General features: G+C 69.2%; 17 protein-coding genes. 11 read left to right on the top strand and 6 right to left on the bottom strand.

Going from position 1 to position 16,045, the window contains the following annotated elements; translation table 11 throughout:
• Window positions 1-2: 2 nt before the first annotated feature.
• Window positions 3-662 (bottom strand): HAD family hydrolase, encoded by a 660-nt coding sequence (locus L3V85_RS18595; protein ID WP_237674222.1) that lies wholly within the window; start codon window positions 660-662, stop codon window positions 3-5.
• A 72-nt stretch (window positions 663-734) separates the two neighbouring features.
• Here L3V85_RS18595 and L3V85_RS18590 point away from each other — a divergent pair, with 72 nt between their 5' ends.
• From L3V85_RS18590 to L3V85_RS18565, 6 genes are all read left to right on the top strand, one after another.
• On the top strand, window positions 735-1,664 hold the full coding sequence (locus tag L3V85_RS18590; protein WP_237674221.1) for a LysR family transcriptional regulator: 930 nt from the start codon (window positions 735-737) through the stop codon (window positions 1,662-1,664).
• Window positions 1,665-1,770: 106 nt separating this feature from the next.
• Window positions 1,771-2,787 (top strand): ABC transporter substrate-binding protein, encoded by a 1,017-nt coding sequence (locus L3V85_RS18585; protein ID WP_237674220.1) that lies wholly within the window; start codon window positions 1,771-1,773, stop codon window positions 2,785-2,787.
• Window positions 2,784-3,851: an ABC transporter permease gene (locus L3V85_RS18580; protein ID WP_237674219.1), complete on the top strand. Its 1,068-nt coding sequence runs from the start codon at window positions 2,784-2,786 to the stop codon at window positions 3,849-3,851. The genes L3V85_RS18585 and L3V85_RS18580 overlap by 4 nt, the downstream gene beginning before the upstream one ends.
• Complete coding sequence (locus L3V85_RS18575; RefSeq protein ID WP_237674218.1) at window positions 3,845-4,648, top strand: ABC transporter ATP-binding protein; 804 nt, start codon at window positions 3,845-3,847, stop codon at window positions 4,646-4,648. The genes L3V85_RS18580 and L3V85_RS18575 overlap by 7 nt, the downstream gene beginning before the upstream one ends.
• A 1-nt stretch (window position 4,649) precedes the next feature.
• Window positions 4,650-5,813 (top strand): c-type cytochrome, encoded by a 1,164-nt coding sequence (locus L3V85_RS18570; RefSeq protein ID WP_237674217.1) that lies wholly within the window; start codon window positions 4,650-4,652, stop codon window positions 5,811-5,813.
• Window positions 5,814-5,885: 72 nt separating this feature from the next.
• Window positions 5,886-6,092 (top strand): dodecin, encoded by a 207-nt coding sequence (locus L3V85_RS18565; RefSeq protein ID WP_237674216.1) that lies wholly within the window; start codon window positions 5,886-5,888, stop codon window positions 6,090-6,092.
• A gap of 42 nt (window positions 6,093-6,134) precedes the next feature.
• Here the strand turns inward: L3V85_RS18565 and L3V85_RS18560 are convergent, their stop codons facing one another.
• The 5 genes from L3V85_RS18560 to L3V85_RS18540 all read right to left on the bottom strand — a co-directional run bounded on the left by L3V85_RS18560 (window position 6,135) and on the right by L3V85_RS18540 (window position 11,067).
• Complete coding sequence (locus L3V85_RS18560; RefSeq protein ID WP_237674215.1) at window positions 6,135-7,778, bottom strand: NAD(P)/FAD-dependent oxidoreductase; 1,644 nt, start codon at window positions 7,776-7,778, stop codon at window positions 6,135-6,137.
• A 137-nt stretch (window positions 7,779-7,915) separates the two neighbouring features.
• Complete coding sequence (locus L3V85_RS18555) at window positions 7,916-8,518, bottom strand: alkylhydroperoxidase domain protein (protein ID WP_237674214.1); 603 nt, start codon at window positions 8,516-8,518, stop codon at window positions 7,916-7,918.
• 8 nt (window positions 8,519-8,526) lie between these two features.
• Window positions 8,527-9,180 carry a CMD domain protein gene (locus L3V85_RS18550; protein ID WP_237674213.1) on the bottom strand — a complete coding sequence of 218 codons (654 nt, stop codon included), beginning with the start codon at window positions 9,178-9,180 and terminating at the stop codon, window positions 8,527-8,529.
• On the bottom strand, window positions 9,177-10,238 hold the full coding sequence (locus L3V85_RS18545; protein ID WP_237674212.1) for a putative FMN-dependent luciferase-like monooxygenase: 1,062 nt from the start codon (window positions 10,236-10,238) through the stop codon (window positions 9,177-9,179). The genes L3V85_RS18550 and L3V85_RS18545 overlap by 4 nt, the downstream gene beginning before the upstream one ends.
• Before the next feature lie 112 nt (window positions 10,239-10,350).
• Window positions 10,351-11,067: an SDR family oxidoreductase gene (locus tag L3V85_RS18540; RefSeq protein WP_237674211.1), complete on the bottom strand. Its 717-nt coding sequence runs from the start codon at window positions 11,065-11,067 to the stop codon at window positions 10,351-10,353.
• 131 nt (window positions 11,068-11,198) lie between these two features.
• On the opposite strand from L3V85_RS18540, the gene L3V85_RS18535 reads away from it, so the two are divergent.
• From L3V85_RS18535 to L3V85_RS18515, 5 genes are read left to right on the top strand one after another with little or no spacing between them, the layout of a single operon-like run.
• On the top strand, window positions 11,199-12,098 hold the full coding sequence (locus L3V85_RS18535) for a LysR family transcriptional regulator (protein ID WP_237674210.1): 900 nt from the start codon (window positions 11,199-11,201) through the stop codon (window positions 12,096-12,098).
• Window positions 12,099-12,139: 41 nt separating this feature from the next.
• A complete protein-coding gene (locus tag L3V85_RS18530; protein ID WP_237674209.1) occupies window positions 12,140-12,814 on the top strand; it encodes an SGNH/GDSL hydrolase family protein in 675 nt (224 codons plus the stop codon).
• Window positions 12,811-13,491 (top strand): cell division protein FtsQ, encoded by a 681-nt coding sequence (locus L3V85_RS18525; RefSeq protein WP_237674208.1) that lies wholly within the window; start codon window positions 12,811-12,813, stop codon window positions 13,489-13,491. Before L3V85_RS18530 ends, L3V85_RS18525 begins: the two co-directional genes overlap by 4 nt.
• A 7-nt stretch (window positions 13,492-13,498) precedes the next feature.
• Window positions 13,499-14,893 (top strand): MBOAT family O-acyltransferase, encoded by a 1,395-nt coding sequence (locus L3V85_RS18520; RefSeq protein ID WP_237674207.1) that lies wholly within the window; start codon window positions 13,499-13,501, stop codon window positions 14,891-14,893.
• A gap of 32 nt (window positions 14,894-14,925) precedes the next feature.
• Entirely contained in the window at window positions 14,926-16,011 is a 1,086-nt protein-coding gene (locus tag L3V85_RS18515) for an alginate O-acetyltransferase AlgX-related protein (protein ID WP_237674206.1), read from the top strand.
• Window positions 16,012-16,045 lie beyond the last annotated feature (34 nt).

The raw sequence follows: 16,045 nt of genomic DNA, 5'->3' as shown, positions 1-16,045 counted from the left end.
GCTCATGCCTTGTTGGTGAAGGATTGCAGCCACGGCAGCGCCGGCGCGAGCGTCGGGCCCTGCAGTTCGGGTGCCGGTGCGCCCGGCGGCAGCGCCAGCCCGACGCGGTTGTGCCAGTAGGTGCGCAGGCCGACCACCGAAGTGCCGAACATGTCGTAGCCCGAGCCGGCGACGAAGGCCGACTCCTGCGGCGTCACGCCCATGCGTTCGAGCGCCATGCGGTACGGGCGCGGATCGGGTTTGTAGAAGCCGGCCTCTTCCGAGGTGACGACGGCGTCCCACTCGATGCCCAGCAGCGCCGCCGCGCGATGGCCCAGCCGGCGCGAGCAATTGGTGGCCACGCCCAGCTTGCAATGCGGCTTGAGCGCCTGCAGCAGTTCGCGCGCGCCGTCCCAGGCGGGCAGCGTGTCCCATTGGGCTTCGAGCGCGTCGGGGGCGGTGACGGCCATGCCGGTGTTGCGCGCGGCGTCTTTCACCAGTTGCTCGTAGGGCACATAGGCGCCGCAGCCGTAGGTCAGGCGCAGGTACTCGGCGCGCCATGCGCGGCCCTTTTCTTCAGAGCCGGCGGCGGCGTTCCAGACGGTCCAGGAATCGAGCAGCGCGGTGAGCAGGTCGAACAGCACGGCACGGGGATAGCGCGGCGGGGCGATGGGTGTTTGCATGGCCACGGACTGTACGTTCGAAGGCTGCGGCTGTGCTTCAATGCAAGCTCATCAATCGTTAAGCACAATTTAATGATCCAGATCGAGGACATGCAGCTCGCCGCCGCACTGCTGCGCGAGCCTTCGCTGAGCGCGGCGGCGCGGGCACTCGACGTCACGCCGCCGGCGCTGTCGATGCGGCTGCGCAAGCTCGAGGCCACGCTCGGCCTTTCGCTGGCCAGCCGCACGGCGCGCCGCCTCAGCCTCACGTCCGAGGGCGAGCGCTTCGCGCGCGAGGCCGCCGCGCTGCTCGGGCAGATCGAGGGCCTGCGCGAATCCATGCAGCGCGACGACAAGCGGCTCACGGGCACGCTGCGCATCGCCGCGCCCTTCGGCTACGGCCGCCAGTACGTGGCGCCGATGCTGGCGCGCTTCGCCAGGCTGCATCCGGGCCTGCGCGTGCAACTCGACCTGCGCGAGACCCCATGGCCCGACCGGCACGACGCCGACGCCGTGATCCACATCGGCGCGGTGCGCGATTCGTCGTGGGTGGCGCGCACGCTGAGCGCCAACGAGCGCTGGCTGTGCGCCAGCCCCGCCTACCTGCGCCGGCACGGCGAGCCGCGCACGCCCCGCGACGTGTTGACGCATGCCTGCATCTGCATCCGCGAGAACGACGAAGACGTCACGCTGTGGCACGTGCGCCCGGCCGCGGATGCCGCCAATGCCGCCGAGGGAAAGCGCGCCGCCGCCCGCGAGACCCTGCGCGTGTCGCCGGCCTATGTGACCAACGACGGCGGCGTGGCCCGTCAGTGGGCCGAACAGGGCATGGGCCTGGTGCTGCGCTCCGAATGGGACGCGGCCGATGCCGTGGCGCGCGGCACGCTGGTGCGCGTGCTGCCCGGCTGGCGCTTCGACAGCGCGCCGGTCACGCTGCTGGTACCCACCCGGAAAGGGCGTACGGCTCGGGTGGCGGCCATCGTCGATTTCCTGGTGGAGAGCTTCGGCAGCGGCGCGCGCTGAGGCGGGTATGCGCTTGGGCGCATATCCATAGCCGCATTCATTCGTTGGCCGCGCGCGCACCGCGCGCCAACACTCGGCGCTTCCAATTTCTGGTGGAGAAGCTCCGATGACTGTTCCTCTCGATCAATTGCCGTCCTCGCGCCGCAGCGTGCTGCAGGCCGGCGCCGCGGCCGCCATCGTCGGCTCCGGCGCCCTGCTCGCCTCGGTGGCGCGCTCGCAGCCGCGCAAGCTCACTTTCGCCTGGAGCCAGGCCGGCTTCTGCCTGGCCCCGGTGCCGGTGGCGCTGGAGCGCGGCTTCTTCGAGAAGAACGGGCTCGACGTCGAACTGCTGAACTGGGCCGGCTCGTCCGACCAGATGCTGGAAGCGCTGGCCACCGGCAAGGCCGACCTGGGCGTGGGCCTGATCCACCGCTGGGTGAAGCCGCTGGAAGCGGGCTTCGACGTGAAGGTGGTCGGCAGCGTGCACGGCGGCTGCCTGCGCCTGGTGGGCGCCAAGGCCGCGGGCGTGACCGCCGAGCTCGCCAGCCTCAAGGGCAAGACCATCGGCGTGTCGGACCAGAACAGCCCGGCCAGGCAGTTCTACGCCATCCACCTCGCCAAGAAAGGCATCGACGTCGACAAGGACGTCGATTGGCGCGTGTACCCGGCCGACCTGCTCGACGTGGCCGTGAAGAAGGGCGAGATCCAGGCGATTGCCGACGGCGACCCGAACGTGTTCCTCATCGAGAAGCGCAACCCCGGCGTGTTCACCGAGATCGCCAACAGCGCCAAGGGCGAATACGCCGAGCGCCTGTGCTGCATCGTCGGCGCGCGCGGCGAGTTGGCGCGCAACGACAAGCCGCGCGCCGCCGCCGTGGTGCGCGCGCTGGCGCAGGCTTCCGACTACGTGTCGGAGAACCCCAACGAGTCGGCGCGCATCTATTCGAAGTACGCGCCCAAGGTCGCGCTCGAAGACCTGCAGCGGCTGCTGGGCGAGCTGACCTACAAGCACCATCCGGCCGGCAAGGCGCTGCGCAACGAGGTCGAAGCCTTCGCCACCGACTTCCGCAATGCGGGCATCCTGAAAAAGAGCACCGACGTGGCGCGCTTCGCCAACCACGTGTCGCTGGACGTGCTGGCATGACCACCGCCGAACGATTCATCGAGGCGCCGCGCCTGCCGCGGGCGCCTTCTCCTGTCGTAGCCGCAGCCGCTGCCGAGGCAGCGCCGCCTCGGGCCGCCGCGGGGCCCGGCGGCCTCTGGGCCACCGGCCTGCTGGCGGCCGCCGCATGGGTCGCGCTGGGCCTGCTCACGCTGCTGTGGCCCAACAAGGAAGTGGGCTTCAGCGACTGGGCCTTCACCCGCGAATTCGGCGTTGCTGCGCTCGTCGTGGCGGCGCTGCTGCTCGCGGTCTCGGTGCTCGGCGCGCGCGCGGGCCGCCTGGCGCAGGCGCTGCGGCCCGCCGGGCAATGGCTGGTCGCGCTCGCCGTGGTGCTCGCGCTGTGGGAGACCTTCACCGCCAAGCTCGGCCTGCTGCCCTCGCCCTTTTTCGCGCCACCGCAGAGCCTGATCGACGTGGTGCATGAAGACTGGCAGCGGCTGGGCCTGTCGACCGCGTATTCGCTGCGCCTGCTGGCCAACGGCTTCGTGCTGGGCGCGCTGGTCGGCTTCGGCACCGGCGTGGCGGTGGGCTGGTCGCGCATCGCGGGGTACTGGGTGCATCCGCTGCTGCGCTTCCTGGGGCCGGTGCCGGCCTCGGCGCTGCTGCCGCTGGCCTTCTTCTTCGCGCCTTCGAGCTATTCGGCGGCCGTGTTCCTGGTGGGCCTGGCGACCTTCTTTCCCGTGGCGGTGCTCACCTGGTCGGGCGTGGCCTCGGTCGGCAAGAGCTACTACGACGTGGCGCGCACGCTGGGCGCGTCGGAGCGCTTCCTGGTGCTGAGGGTGGCGATTCCCGCCGCGTTGCCGCAGGTGTTCGTCGGGCTCTTCATGGGGTTGGGCGCATCGTTCTCGGTGCTGATCACCGCCGAGATGATGGGCGTGAAAGCAGGCCTCGGCTGGTACTTGCAGTGGGCACAGGGCTGGGCGGCCTACGCGAACATGTACGCGGCATTGTTCGTCATGGCGGTACTGTGCTCGGGCCTCATCACGCTGCTCTTCAAGGTGCGCGACCGCGTGCTGTCGTGGCAGAAAGGCACCGTCAAATGGTGAGCACGCTGGCCTCCTCCTCCGCTGCTCAGGCCACGGGCACGGGTGGCGCGCACATCGGCATTCAAGGCGTGAGCCACTGGTTCGAGGTGTCCGGCGGCGTGCTGCAGGTGCTCGACGGCATCGACCTGCAGGTGCGGCCCGGCGAATTCGTCGCGCTGCTGGGGCCCAGCGGTTGCGGCAAGTCGACGCTGCTGCGGCTCGTGGCCGGGCTGGAGCCCGCCACCACCGGCAGCATCACGCAGGACGGCGAGCCGATCACGCGGCCCGACCCGTCGCGCATCGTCGTGTTCCAGGACCCCACGCTCTACCCCTGGCGCAGCGTGTGGGACAACGTGGCGCTCGGCCTGCAGGCGCGCGGCGTGTTGAAGGCGCAGCGCGGCCGCGTCGACGAGGCGCTCAGGCTCGTGGGGCTGACCGACTTCGCCAAGGCATTTCCGCATCAGCTTTCGGGTGGCATGGCGCAGCGCGTGGCGCTGGCGCGCGCGCTGGTCAACGACCCGCAATTGCTGGTGCTCGACGAGCCGCTGGGCAAGCTCGATTCGCTCACGCGCATCGCGATGCAGAGCGAGCTGGTCAACCTGTGGCAGCGCGCCGGTTTCTCCGCGCTGCTGGTCACGCACGACGTGGAAGAGGCGCTGTTCCTGGCCAACCGCGTGATCGTGCTGAGCGACCGGCCCGCGCGCATCGCGGCGGAACTGGTGGTCGACCTGCCCTACCCGCGCCATCGCGGCGATCCGCGCCTGGCCGAGCTGCGGCACGAGGCGCTCAAGCACCTGGGTCTCGACGCCACGTGGTGACATGAACGCCTCCCCCGAGGCCGGCTGGCTCAACCAGCTGATCGGCCTGCTGCAGAACACGCAGCTGCAGCTGCTGCGCCTGCTGGATGCACTCGGCCTCGTGGCGCAGGCACACGGCCAGCGCGCATGGCCGTGGGCGCAACGTCTGTCGGGCGAGAACCTGCTGATCGACCTCGGGCAGGCGCGCAGGCTCGGGCTCACCGTGGTCGTGCTCGCGGCGGCGTTGCTGGTGCTGGTGCTCGCGCTGCTGTGGCGGCGCCGGCGCATCTGGCTGCTGGCGCTGGCCACGCTGCTGGTCGTGCTGGCCCCGTGGCCCGACGCCAACGTGGTGCTGGTACCCGCCTATCCGACCAGCTTCCAGCGCTCGCCCACCGGCTTCACCGCCGACAGCATCGAACGCGGGCGCGTGCTCTACGCGGCGCAATGCGTGGCCTGCCACGGCGCCGACGGCCTGGGCCAGGGCCCGCTGGCGGCCGTGCAGCCAGTGTGGCCACCCAATCTTGCCGGACCGCTGCTGTGGCGCCGCGCCGATGGCGACCTGCTGTGGCATGTGCTGAACGGCATGCGCGACCAGCGCGGTTCGCCGACCATGCCCGCCTTCGGCCGCAGGATCAGCGACGACGATGCATGGGCGCTCATCGACTTCATGAAAGCCCAGGGCGCCGGCCAGAGCCTGCGCGCGGCCGGCCTGTGGACCCAACCCATCGCGCCGCCCGACGTGGCCGTGCAATGCGCCGACAAGCCGCCGCGCATGTTGAGCGACTGGCGCGGCCAGCGGCTGCGGATCGTCGCGGCCGGCGGGCAGCCCCTGCTCGAAGATCCGCGCCTGGTCACCGTGTTTCTCGCGGAAGACAGTGCCACCGCGGCCTCGCACGCGGGCGATTGCGTCGCCGAATCGGCGAGCGCCTGGGCCGCGTTCTCGCTCATCGCCGCCACGCCGCAACTGGCGGGCACGCAATTGATCGTCGACCGCGACGGCTGGCTGCGCGCGCGTGGCGAACCCGGCAAAGGCGCATGGAGCGACGACGATTTGCTGTGCCGCACCGAACAGGCGCCGCGCGCCACGCCGGGCCCCATTCCGCTGCCACCCGACGGCCTCGGCGCGCTCATCGCGCGCATGGACGCCGAACCCGTGCGCTTCGTGAAAGGCGGCTTCGTTCATTGAGCCGGGGCGCAGGACTACGATGCACCTTGGCAAGCCTCACTCATCCTGCAATCAACCAAGGAGAAAGACGCCATGTCCAACCATGTCTACAAAACACTCGAACTGACAGGCTCGTCGCCAAAGGGCGTCGAAGACGCAGTGCAGACCGCCATCGCCAAGGCGCACGAGACGGTGCGCAACATCCAGTGGTTCACCGTGACCGAGACGCGCGGCCACGTGGTCGACGGCAAGGTCGCGCACTGGCAGGTGACGTTGAAGATCGGCTTTACGCTGGAGTGAGTGCGCCCGGCCGGTGTGCAATGGGTCGGAGGGGCTGACGCTTCAGCAGTTGATCCCGTAGTGCGCCCAGTAGGCGACGTGCGTGTGCTCAGTGGTCATGTAGTCCACGCACATGTCGATGAACCGGTCCGCGCCATGGTTCCTGTCCGAGCTTAGACGCGTGCCTTCCAGGTCGCGGTTCAGCGCCGCCAGTGCATGGGCATAGCACAGTGCTGTCCAGACGATCAGTTGTACCTGTCCGTCGCTGAGGCCCAGCACGTTTCCGGCACGGGTGCGCAGCTTGACAATCAGCGCCACGGCGACATTGGCCGCGAAGGCCGGCAAGTCTGTGGTGCTTGCAAGAAACGCCGCCAGTTGGGTTCGATTGCTGGTGTTGTAGTTGATGTTCCATGCAAACGCGACGTCATGAAAGCCAAGACCCTGGCCGTGCGGCTTTCTGTAGACCGCGATGAGGCGTCCGGTGGCTCTGACAGGCATGAACTCGTTCAAGGCTTCGATGCCGGCCATGATCATGCCGATGCCTTCGGGCGGCCGGGCCGCGGGCGGCAGGGAATTGCTGATGTCGGTGTAGCGGCCCAGCGTGGCGAGTGTTCGGGTCGGGTCGCCCTGGAGCGTCATGTCGTTGCCAAAACCGGCCACGCTGCACATGGCCGAACCCACGATCATCAGAGACCCGTCGCCCGTGCCCACGGCCAGCAGCGAAGGCCGGGCGCTGATCGCGAGGTTGCGGTCATAGTAGGCCACCAGCTGCGCCTGCGTATCTCGGTCCAGCATCGCACGGATGCCTGTGTCCCTGGTGTGTGCGGCACCGAGCGCGTACACAAGCAAGTCCACCGCAAGCCTGACCACATGACCGGCCTCGTCAAGGAACGTGAGGCCCAGAAATGGCGAGCCCTCGTGCGGCCGGATGATCTTGATTGCCGTCAACTTCAACACGGCGCGCTGTTCTCGGGTGCTCTGCCTGACTTCGGTGTTTCTCGAACCCGCGGGAAACGCGGCTTCGAAGCGGATATCGACGTTCCAGGCATCGGTGCCGGTACCCGGGCGAGTGAACCAGCGCACCACATTCATCCCTCGCATCTGTGCCAGCTCGACCACCCATGCCGCGGTGGCGGAACCGCCATAGACCGCAACGGTCCTGTTGCGCATGGCTTCCCCGCGCGGCATCTGCCAGTTGGGTGACATGAACTCGGTGCCACCTACAACGTATCCGTCGAGCCCTCGCACATCCACGCCGATGTCACCGTTTTCGCCAACCATCAGCGGGCGTGCAGGCCCAGGCCCGACGGCAATGATCACGTTGTCGCAAACAATGGTCAGGCTTGCGCCCCATACCCGCCCACGAACCTCGTACTGCCCGTTCGGCAAACGCTTGATGCTGTCGACCAGTGAGCCCGGAAACTGGAAGTGCGTGTTGCTTCTGAAGTGGTACTCCACCAGATTCGCAAAATCGCCTGCCTGCATGAAGGGCGTCGTGCCCGGTTGCGGCCTTGTGCTGAACCCTCGCGGCGCGTTGAGCAGGTTGCCTGTCAGAAGCGGAGTGGGCTGACCCATCCTGTGGGTAGGAGCGATCTGTTGCCAGAGGTCCGGACCGCCCGTGCCGATCACGGTGCCCAGGTTGCGGTTGGCGGACAACAAGTAAGCAGCGGCCGAAATTCCGCAGCCGATGACAACGGTACGAGGCATGTGTTTCCCATTCGAGGAACGAGGTGCTGCGCGTAGTTGGTTTTCTTGAAAGTTTGCGCCGGAGGATTGTTCTGTGGCCGATTTGGCTCGAACATCCCCAGAACGGGTGAGTCCGAAAGTTCTTGTCGCGCCCGCAATCAGGCCTGCGGCTCACCCAGCGAAAGCATCAGCCGATTGGCCCAGTTGAAGAAGGCCGCGCCATGGATCACGTCGGCAATCGCCAGGTCGTCCAGTCCTTGCGCGCGCAACTGGTCGATGTGCTCGACGCCGAAGGCCGAGGGCGTGGACGACAGCGCCACCGAGGCCGCGACGATGGTGTTCCAGCGCTCGCCCAGTTCGGCGCCGGTGCCTTCGTCGAGCAGCCGCTGCACGTCTTCGGTGCGGTGCGAGAAATGCGAGGCGAAGCGCGCATGCACCGACGCGCAATAGATGCAGCCGTTGTAGCGCGAAGCCGCGGCCGCCGACAGCTCGCGCTCGGCGCGCGGCAGGCCGGCTTCGGGGTTGTAGAAGATGTCCTTGTCGGTGCGCGTGCGGGCGCCCAGGATGTCCGGGTCGCGCGCCAGCAGCCGGAAGTACGGCGACTTGGCGCGCGCCGCGTCCACCAGTCCGGCGAAGTGGCGCTCGGTCAGCTCGGCCTCGGGCAGCGGCTCCAGCCAGGGCAGCCATTCGAGCTGCGCCTGGGTGAAGACGGTCGGGTGCGTGTTGTCGGGATAGATCAGGGTCGATTCGCGGTTGCTCATGGCCGGGCTCAGTCGATGGAGGTTGCGGGACGTTGCGCCAGTGCCTGCAGGCCGGTGACGACACGGATCTGGAATGCGAGGAACGCCACCAGTTGCGACAGCGTGACGATGCCGGTGCTGCTCCAGCCGGCGTCCAGCAGCGCCTGCAGGGCGGCCGGGCTGGCGTCTCGCGGATGGAACACCAGCAGGTGCGCATGCGCGAGCGCTGCGGAGAGAAGCTCGCCGAGCAGTTCGCGGTGAGCGTCGCTCACGGCATACGAGGGGCCGGCCGTGTCTTCGGCGCTGAGCGGGCCCGCCTGGTAGCTGCCGTACGGGCCTTGCGCGGCGCCGCGTTTTGCCTCGGCGGCAATCGCATCGGCCACGCCCGCGCGGGCGCCCTGCCCGGCCAGTTGCTCCGCATAGAAGCGCGTCACGCCCGCATGGCCGTGCAGCGCGGCCACGAAGGCGGCGATCGCGAAGCGGTCGGCGATGTCGAAGTTGCCGACCACCGGCGGCGTCGGCTCGAACAGCGAGAGGTAGCTCTGCTGCGCATGGGTGCGGGCCTGCTCGCGGCCCCGGCGGACGTGGTCGAGATGGTCGCTCGATGCAATGCCGACGAGGGCGTCGATCACATCGGGTGTGGCGGAGTCGGAAGACGAAGGAGGAGAAGCAACGGCGTTCATGCGGTCTCGCGAAGCGTGGATGAAGAGTGGATGCCCAGCGCCGGCGCGACCTCGGTCGCGATCAGCTCGATGGAGCGCAGGATGGCCGCGTGCGGCGGATCGACCGAATGCACCTGGCAGACCAGGTCGGTCACGCGGTCGAGCGTGCTGTCGGCGCGCAGCGAGGCGATCACGTCGTCGGGCGAGCCCACATGCACGTCGTAGGCGGCGATCAGTTCCTCGAGCGACGCCCGCGGTCCCGCGCGGTCCGCCAGCCCGGCCTGGCCCGAGGCGGCAAAACGCGCGGCCGAGCGGCGCAGGCCGATGTCGGCCAGCCGCAGCGCCTCCTGCCGGGTCTCGGCCACGAACACGCTGCGCGAGCCGACGATGCGTGGCGCCACGCCGGCCGGCAGCGCCGCCAGGTAGGCATCGACGATGGGGTTCTGCAGTTCGGAAAGCGGCGCATCGGGCGCATGGCCGGGGCGCGGCTGTGTGCGCGACAGCATCAGGCCGTCGCCGGCCTGTCCCGCGCGGGTGCCTCCACTCACGGAGAAGGTGGCCTGCCAGATGCGCTCCGTCAACTGCGCACCCGAGGGGTACAGCGTGTCGCCGCCCGCCAGTGGCCGGCCGGCCCATGCCGCGCGCACCGCATCGAGCTGCCGCGCGAAGATGGCCGAGCGCTCGTGGCTGTCGAGCCCGAAGGCCGCGAACGCCTCTGGCGTGCCACCGGTGCCGACCCCCACTTCGAGCCGGCCGCCCGAAAGCAGGTCGAGCACGGCGGCGTCTTCCGCCACGCGCACCGCGTTTTCGAGCGGCAGCGTGACGATGCCGGTGCCCAGGCGAATCCGCTTCGTGCGCGAGGCCACATAAGCGAGGAAGACAAAAGGCGACGGCAGGCCGCCCTCGTGTTCATGGAAGTGGTGCTGCGCCACCCATGCGGAGTCGAAGCCCAGGGCTTCGGCATGCGCGATCTGCTCCGCAACGAGCCGGTAGCGTTCGGCGGCCGTCGTGTCGTCGAGCAGGCGGCTGAAGAAGCCCAGGCGCCGTGGCGCGGGAAGTCCGGAAGAAAGGTCTGACAAGGTTCGAAGCCGGCAGCGGGAAAACCCGACATTGAGCCCGTGCAATGCCCTCTGGGGAACGCCGGATTTCGAGTTTTCTTATGTGTTTTTCATGGATGACGGACCCGCGTGCTCAACGCAGCGTGTAGCCGCCGTCGACGTAGATCGCCGAGCCGTTCATGTTGCCGTTGTCGAGCAGGAACAGTGCCGCGCCGGCCGCTTCGTCGACCGTGCCGAAGCGGCGGTTGAGCGTGAGCTTTTCCCAGGTCTCGCCCACGGCCTTGCGCACTTCGGCCGGGCGGTTGCGCCAGAGTTCGCTGTCGATGGTGCCGGGCGAGACGCAGTTCACGCGGATCGGCGCCAGTTCCAGCGCAAGCGCGCGCGCCAGCCCCTCGACCGCCGCGTTGCATGCCGCATAGGCCGGCGCGCCGATCGGCCGCACCGACGCCGCGCCCGACATCAGCACCACCGATGCATCGGGCGCGAGGTGCGGCAGCGCGGCATGAACCGCCCAGTACTGGCCCCAGAACTTGGCCTTGAACACCGCCTCGGCCGCCTCCTGCGAGTCTTCGCGGAACGACACCGAGTGGTTGACCGAGCCCGGCGTGAACAGGCCCGCGAGCGGCCCGCTGCCCTCGAAGAACGCGGCGATCGAGTCGCGCTCCCGGGCATCCACGGTGCGCGCGATGGCCAGCGGGCCGAGGCGCTGCGCGGCGGCGTCGGCCTTCTCGCGCGAGCGCCCGCCGATGAGAACGCGGTCGCCGCGCGCGACCAGTTGCCGGGCGAGCGCGAAGCCCATGCCCGAGGTGCCGCCGATGATGGCGTAGGTTTTTTCTGCGAGTGTGCTCACGAGGCGCCTTGTCGGTTGTGTTGAATACAGGCATCCGATGCTAGGAACGCGCCCCGCGCAGGTAAAACGATAAGATTTCGCGACACCCGCGCGCCGGGTTCCGCAATCGCTCCCGCTCCCGACCCTCCCCCATGTCCAACCTCGAGCCGCACGGCCCCATCCGCGTTTTCCTGGCCGTCTGCCACGCGGGCAGCTTCGCCAGGGCAGCCGACGGGCTGGCGCTCTCGCCTTCGGCCATCGCCAAGACCATTGCCCGGCTGGAGGCCCGGCTGAAGGTTCGGCTGTTCGAGCGCACCACGCGGCGCCTGTCGCTCACGCCCGAGGGCCGGACCTATGAAGAAGCCTGCCGCCGCGCCACCGGCGACATCGACCAGGTGGAGGCTTCGCTCGCGCAGGCCGCGTCCACGCCCAGCGGCGTGCTGCGCGTGAGCCTGCCGCCGCTGTTCGGCACCGAGGTGATCGCGCCGGTGCTGCATGCGCTGGGCGACCGGTATCCCGCGCTGGGCTTCGACATTTCGTTGGACGTCGAGCGCATCGACCTGCTGGCGCGCGGCATCGACCTGGCGGTGCGCATCGGCGAACTGCCCGATGTGTCGGGGCTGACGGCGCGGCGGCTCGGCACGCAGGAGGTGGTGCTGTGTGCGTCGGCCGCCTACCTGGAACGGCATGGCGAGCCGCTGTCGAAGGACGATCTTTCACGGCATGCGCTGATCACGACCACGCATCGCGGGCAGCCGGTGCCCTGGCAGCTGGTGGACGACGCCGGGCGCATCGAGAGCTGGTCGCCGCCTTCGCGCCTGAGCACCGACAGCAGCATGCTCACGCTGGCGGCCGTGCGCGGCGGGCGCGGCATCGGCCTCCTGCCCCGCTGGCTGGTGGCCCGGGACTTGGCCGAGGGCCGCCTGCGCGCGCCGATGGCCGGGCGCATCGCCGGGCACCTGCCGATCCATGCGCTGTGGCTCACAGCGCCGGTGATGCTGCCGAGGTTGCGGGTGGCGATAGACGCGATCGCCGAAGCGATGGGGCACTGAGGCTGGTACATTTTCCGGCCTTGCAAACGAAAGGGATATTGGTGGCACTCGCAGCGGCAATTGCCGGTCTTTCCATCCTCATCATCGGGGACAGTCATCTGTCGCAGCCGAGCTATCTGATGTCGTCGCTGCATGACGATCTCCAGCGCCAGGGCGCGAAGGTGCATTCGATCGGCGTGTGCGGCGTGCAGCCTTACGACTGGACGGTGTCCAAGCCCGGTTCCTGCGGCAGCGCGGAGCGCATCGGCAACAAGCCGGCGGTGGTGAGCCCCGGCACCCGCGCCAGGACCACGGCGGTGGCGCAGCTCATCAAGGCCGAGCACCCGGACCTGGTGCTGATCGTGCTCGGCGACACCATGGCCGCCTACCGCCAGGACGATTTCCCGATGAACTGGGTGTGGCAGCAGGTGACCGCGCTCACCGGCGCCATTTCGGCGACCGGCACCCGATGCGCATGGGTCGGCCCCGCATGGGGGCAGGAAGGCGGCCAGTACGGCAAGACCTACGCGCGCGCCGAGACGGTGAGCCGCTTCCTCGCGACCAACGTGGCGCCCTGCACTTTCATCGATTCGCTGGAGATGTCCGCGCGCGGCCAGTGGTCGACCATCGACGGCCAGCATTTCAACGCGAGCGGCTATCGCGCCTGGGGAGGTGCCATCGCCAAGGCCGTCGCCCGGCTGCCCCTCGCACCCGCCACCGGTGCCGCGCGGCCATGAGGCGCGCCGCTCTCGTGGTGCGGCGCCGTGCGCTGCTCGGCGTGCTGCTTCCCGCCGTGGCCGGCGCCGCGCCGCAGCTGTACGACACGGGCCCCTCGCAAGACCTGGCGCTGGTGCGCTTCGTCAATGCCGGATCGAATGCGCTCACGGTGCAAAGCGGCGGCCCGGCCAAGGCGAGCGTGGTGGTGCAGCCTTCGGCACCCATCACCGACTACCAGCCGGCGCGCTCCGACGCCCCGGTCACGGGACACTGGAAGAGCGGCCAGCAGCAGATGGCGATCACGCTGCGCGTGCCATCGGGCGGCTCGGCGTCGGCGGTGGCATGGCAAGGCGCGAACGGCGAGATTGCCGGCACCAGCTTCATCGAGCCGCCCCCCACCTTCGACCCGCTGCGCGCCTCGCTCGCGTTCTACAACGCCGATGCGCGCTGCACCGCCGCGGGCCTCTCGGCTGCCAGCGGCAACGCGGCGATCTTCGAGAAGCAGGCAGCGCTTGCCAGCGCGCGCCGCGCCGTCAACCCGGTGAAGCTGGCGGTGCATGCCACCTGCAACGGCCAGCCCGTCGAAGGCACGGTCGACCTGGGCTCGCTGCAGGCGGGCCAGCGCTACAGCGTGTTCCTCGTTCCCGCCGGCAAGGGCAGCCGGCTGATGGGCCTGCAGGACCGCATCGCGCGCTGACCCGGCCGTGGTTTTCGCATCGCTCGAATTCCTCGCTGTCTTCCTGCCGGCCTTTCTGCTGCTGTATGCGCTGACGCCGGCGCGCGCGAAGAACGTCGTGCTGCTGCTGGCGAGCTGGCTGTTCTACGGTTGGTGGAGCCCGCTGTTCCTGCTGCTGTTCATTGCGCTCACCGCACTCGCTTGGGCGGGCGGGCTGCTGGTCGAGCGCGCAGGGCCGAACAGGCGCGGCATGCTGGTGGCGTTCATCGTGCTGAACCTGGGCGTGCTCGTATGGTTCAAGTACGCCAACATCGTGGTCGAGACCTTCAACGCGGCCCTGCTGCATGCCGGCGCAATGCCGGTGGCGTGGCAACGCATCGCGCTGCCCATCGGGCTGTCGTTCACCGTGCTGCAGGCGATCTCCTATCTCGTCGACGTGCATCGCGGCAAGTTCCCGGCGGAACGCCGGCCCATCGACTTCGCGACCTATCTGGCGATGTTCGGCCACCTCGTCGCGGGGCCGATCATCCGCTACGACTGGGTTCGCCAGCGCCTCGCACACCGCGCCGTGCATGCCTCGGCATTCGCCACGGGCGCGCGCCGCTTCATGATCGGCATGACGATGAAGGTGCTGGTGGCGGACACGCTCTCGCCCGTGGTGGAGCAGGTTTTTTCGTCCACGCACCCGAGCCTGGCCGACGCATGGCTGGGCTGCCTGGCCTACACGCTGCAGCTGTTCTTCGACTTCGCGGGCTATAGCGCGATGGCCATCGGCATCGGCGCGATGCTGGGCTTTCGCTTTCCCGAGAACTTCGACCGGCCGTACCTCGCGCGCAACCTCGCGCAGTTCTGGCGGCGCTGGCATATCTCGCTGTCGTCCTGGCTGCGCGACTACCTCTACGTGCCGCTCGGCGGCAGCCGCAAGGGCACCCGGCGCACCGTGCTGAACCTGATGCTGACGATGGCCATCGGCGGGCTCTGGCATGGCGCGGACAGCTGGAACTTCCTGTACTGGGGGCTGGCGCAGGGCATGGGCCTGAGCGTGGTCCACCTGTGCCGTGCGCGCGGGCTGGGCTTGCCGGCGCCGCTTGCGCATATCGCGACCATGCTGTTCGTGATGCTGGGCTGGACGCTGTTCCGCTCGCCCGACTTCGCGGTCGCCTGCGACATGCTGGCCGGCCAGTTCGGCGCGCATGGCGTGGCGCTGGGGGCGGCGCTGTCCAACATGCTGCGGCTGCCCGTGGTGCTGGCGTATCTGCTGGGCATCGCTTGGGTGCTCGCGCCGGCCGTGGTCAGCGCCAGGCGGCATGCGGGCAATGCCGGGGCGGTGCTGGCGACCTTGGCGCCGATCGCCGGTTTTCTGTTGTCGCTCGCGCTGGTGTCCAGCCGCGGCACGGTGCCTTTCCTCTACTTCCAGTTCTGACGACCATGGCGACAGCGCGCTCCAGCCGAAGATTGCGTGGACTGCTCCGCTGGACCACGGCGGGCGTGCTGCTCGCATCGCTGGGGGCGGCGTTCATCGCAACCTTGCCGAACATGCCCGGCGCACTGGCCGGTGCCGACGCATCGCTGCTCGACGACGCTACCGCGAGGCGTGCGCTGACGAAGGCGCTGGTCACGACGCCGCTGACCGAAACGCTCGCGCGCCGCCAGCGCGAGGCAAGCTGGCTGCTGCTGGGTGACCTGGGCGCGGAGGTGCATCGGGGCGACGACGGCTGGCTTTTCCTCGATGATGAGCTGCGCGTTCACCCCGGCCGCGCGGCGAATGCGCGTGACCGCGCCGCCGCCGTCGCGCAGATCTCCCGCGCGCTCGCCGCCCGGCGCATCGCGCTGCTGGTCGCGGTCGTGCCGGACAAGACTCGTATCGAAACCGCCCACCTCGGCCGGCTGCGGCGCGCGCCCGAGCTCGAAGCCCGCGTGCGCGAATGGACCGCGATGCTGGACGCCGCAAAAGTGCCCGTGCTCGACCTCTCTCGAACGCTCGCGGGCACATCGCCCACGCCTTTCCTGAAAACCGACACGCACTGGACCGAGCATGGCAGCCAGCTCGCCGCGCAGGCCGTTGCCGATCGACTGCGCCGCATGCAGGTGCTCGATGCCACGCCGGTGCCTTCCGTGGTCGCGTCGCGCAAGCCGGTCACAGAACGGGGCGACCTCGTGCATCTGGCCGGCATCGACAGCCTGCCGCCGTCGCTGAAGCCAGCGCCCGACACCGACTGGCAATCGACCGTCGAGACCCGCAACGAAAGCACCGACCTGTTCGGCAACACCGCCTTGCCGTCCGTCGTGCTGATCGGCAGTTCGTTCTCGCACCGTGCGAACTTCCTGCCGTTTCTCCAGCTCGCCAGCCAGTCGCTGGTCGCCGATTTCGCGATGAATGGCGGAGATTTTTCCGGCGCCGCCCGGCGCTACTTCGCGGGCCCGGCCTTTGCGGACAACCCGCCGCGCGTCATCGTCTGGGAAGTGCCCGAGCGGGCGCTCGAATCGCCCATCGGCCAGGCCGAAAGGCAATGGATGCGCCAGCCGATTTCGCCCCGTTGAGCTTGCGTCGGATCGCGCAGGCAAGAGGCGTAGC

Origin of the sequence: Variovorax paradoxus, from assembly GCF_022009635.1 — a bacterium.
In the GTDB taxonomy this organism is placed as follows: Bacteria; Pseudomonadota; Gammaproteobacteria; order Burkholderiales; family Burkholderiaceae_C; genus Variovorax.
This window is presented reverse-complemented; position numbering and strand designations above follow the sequence as displayed.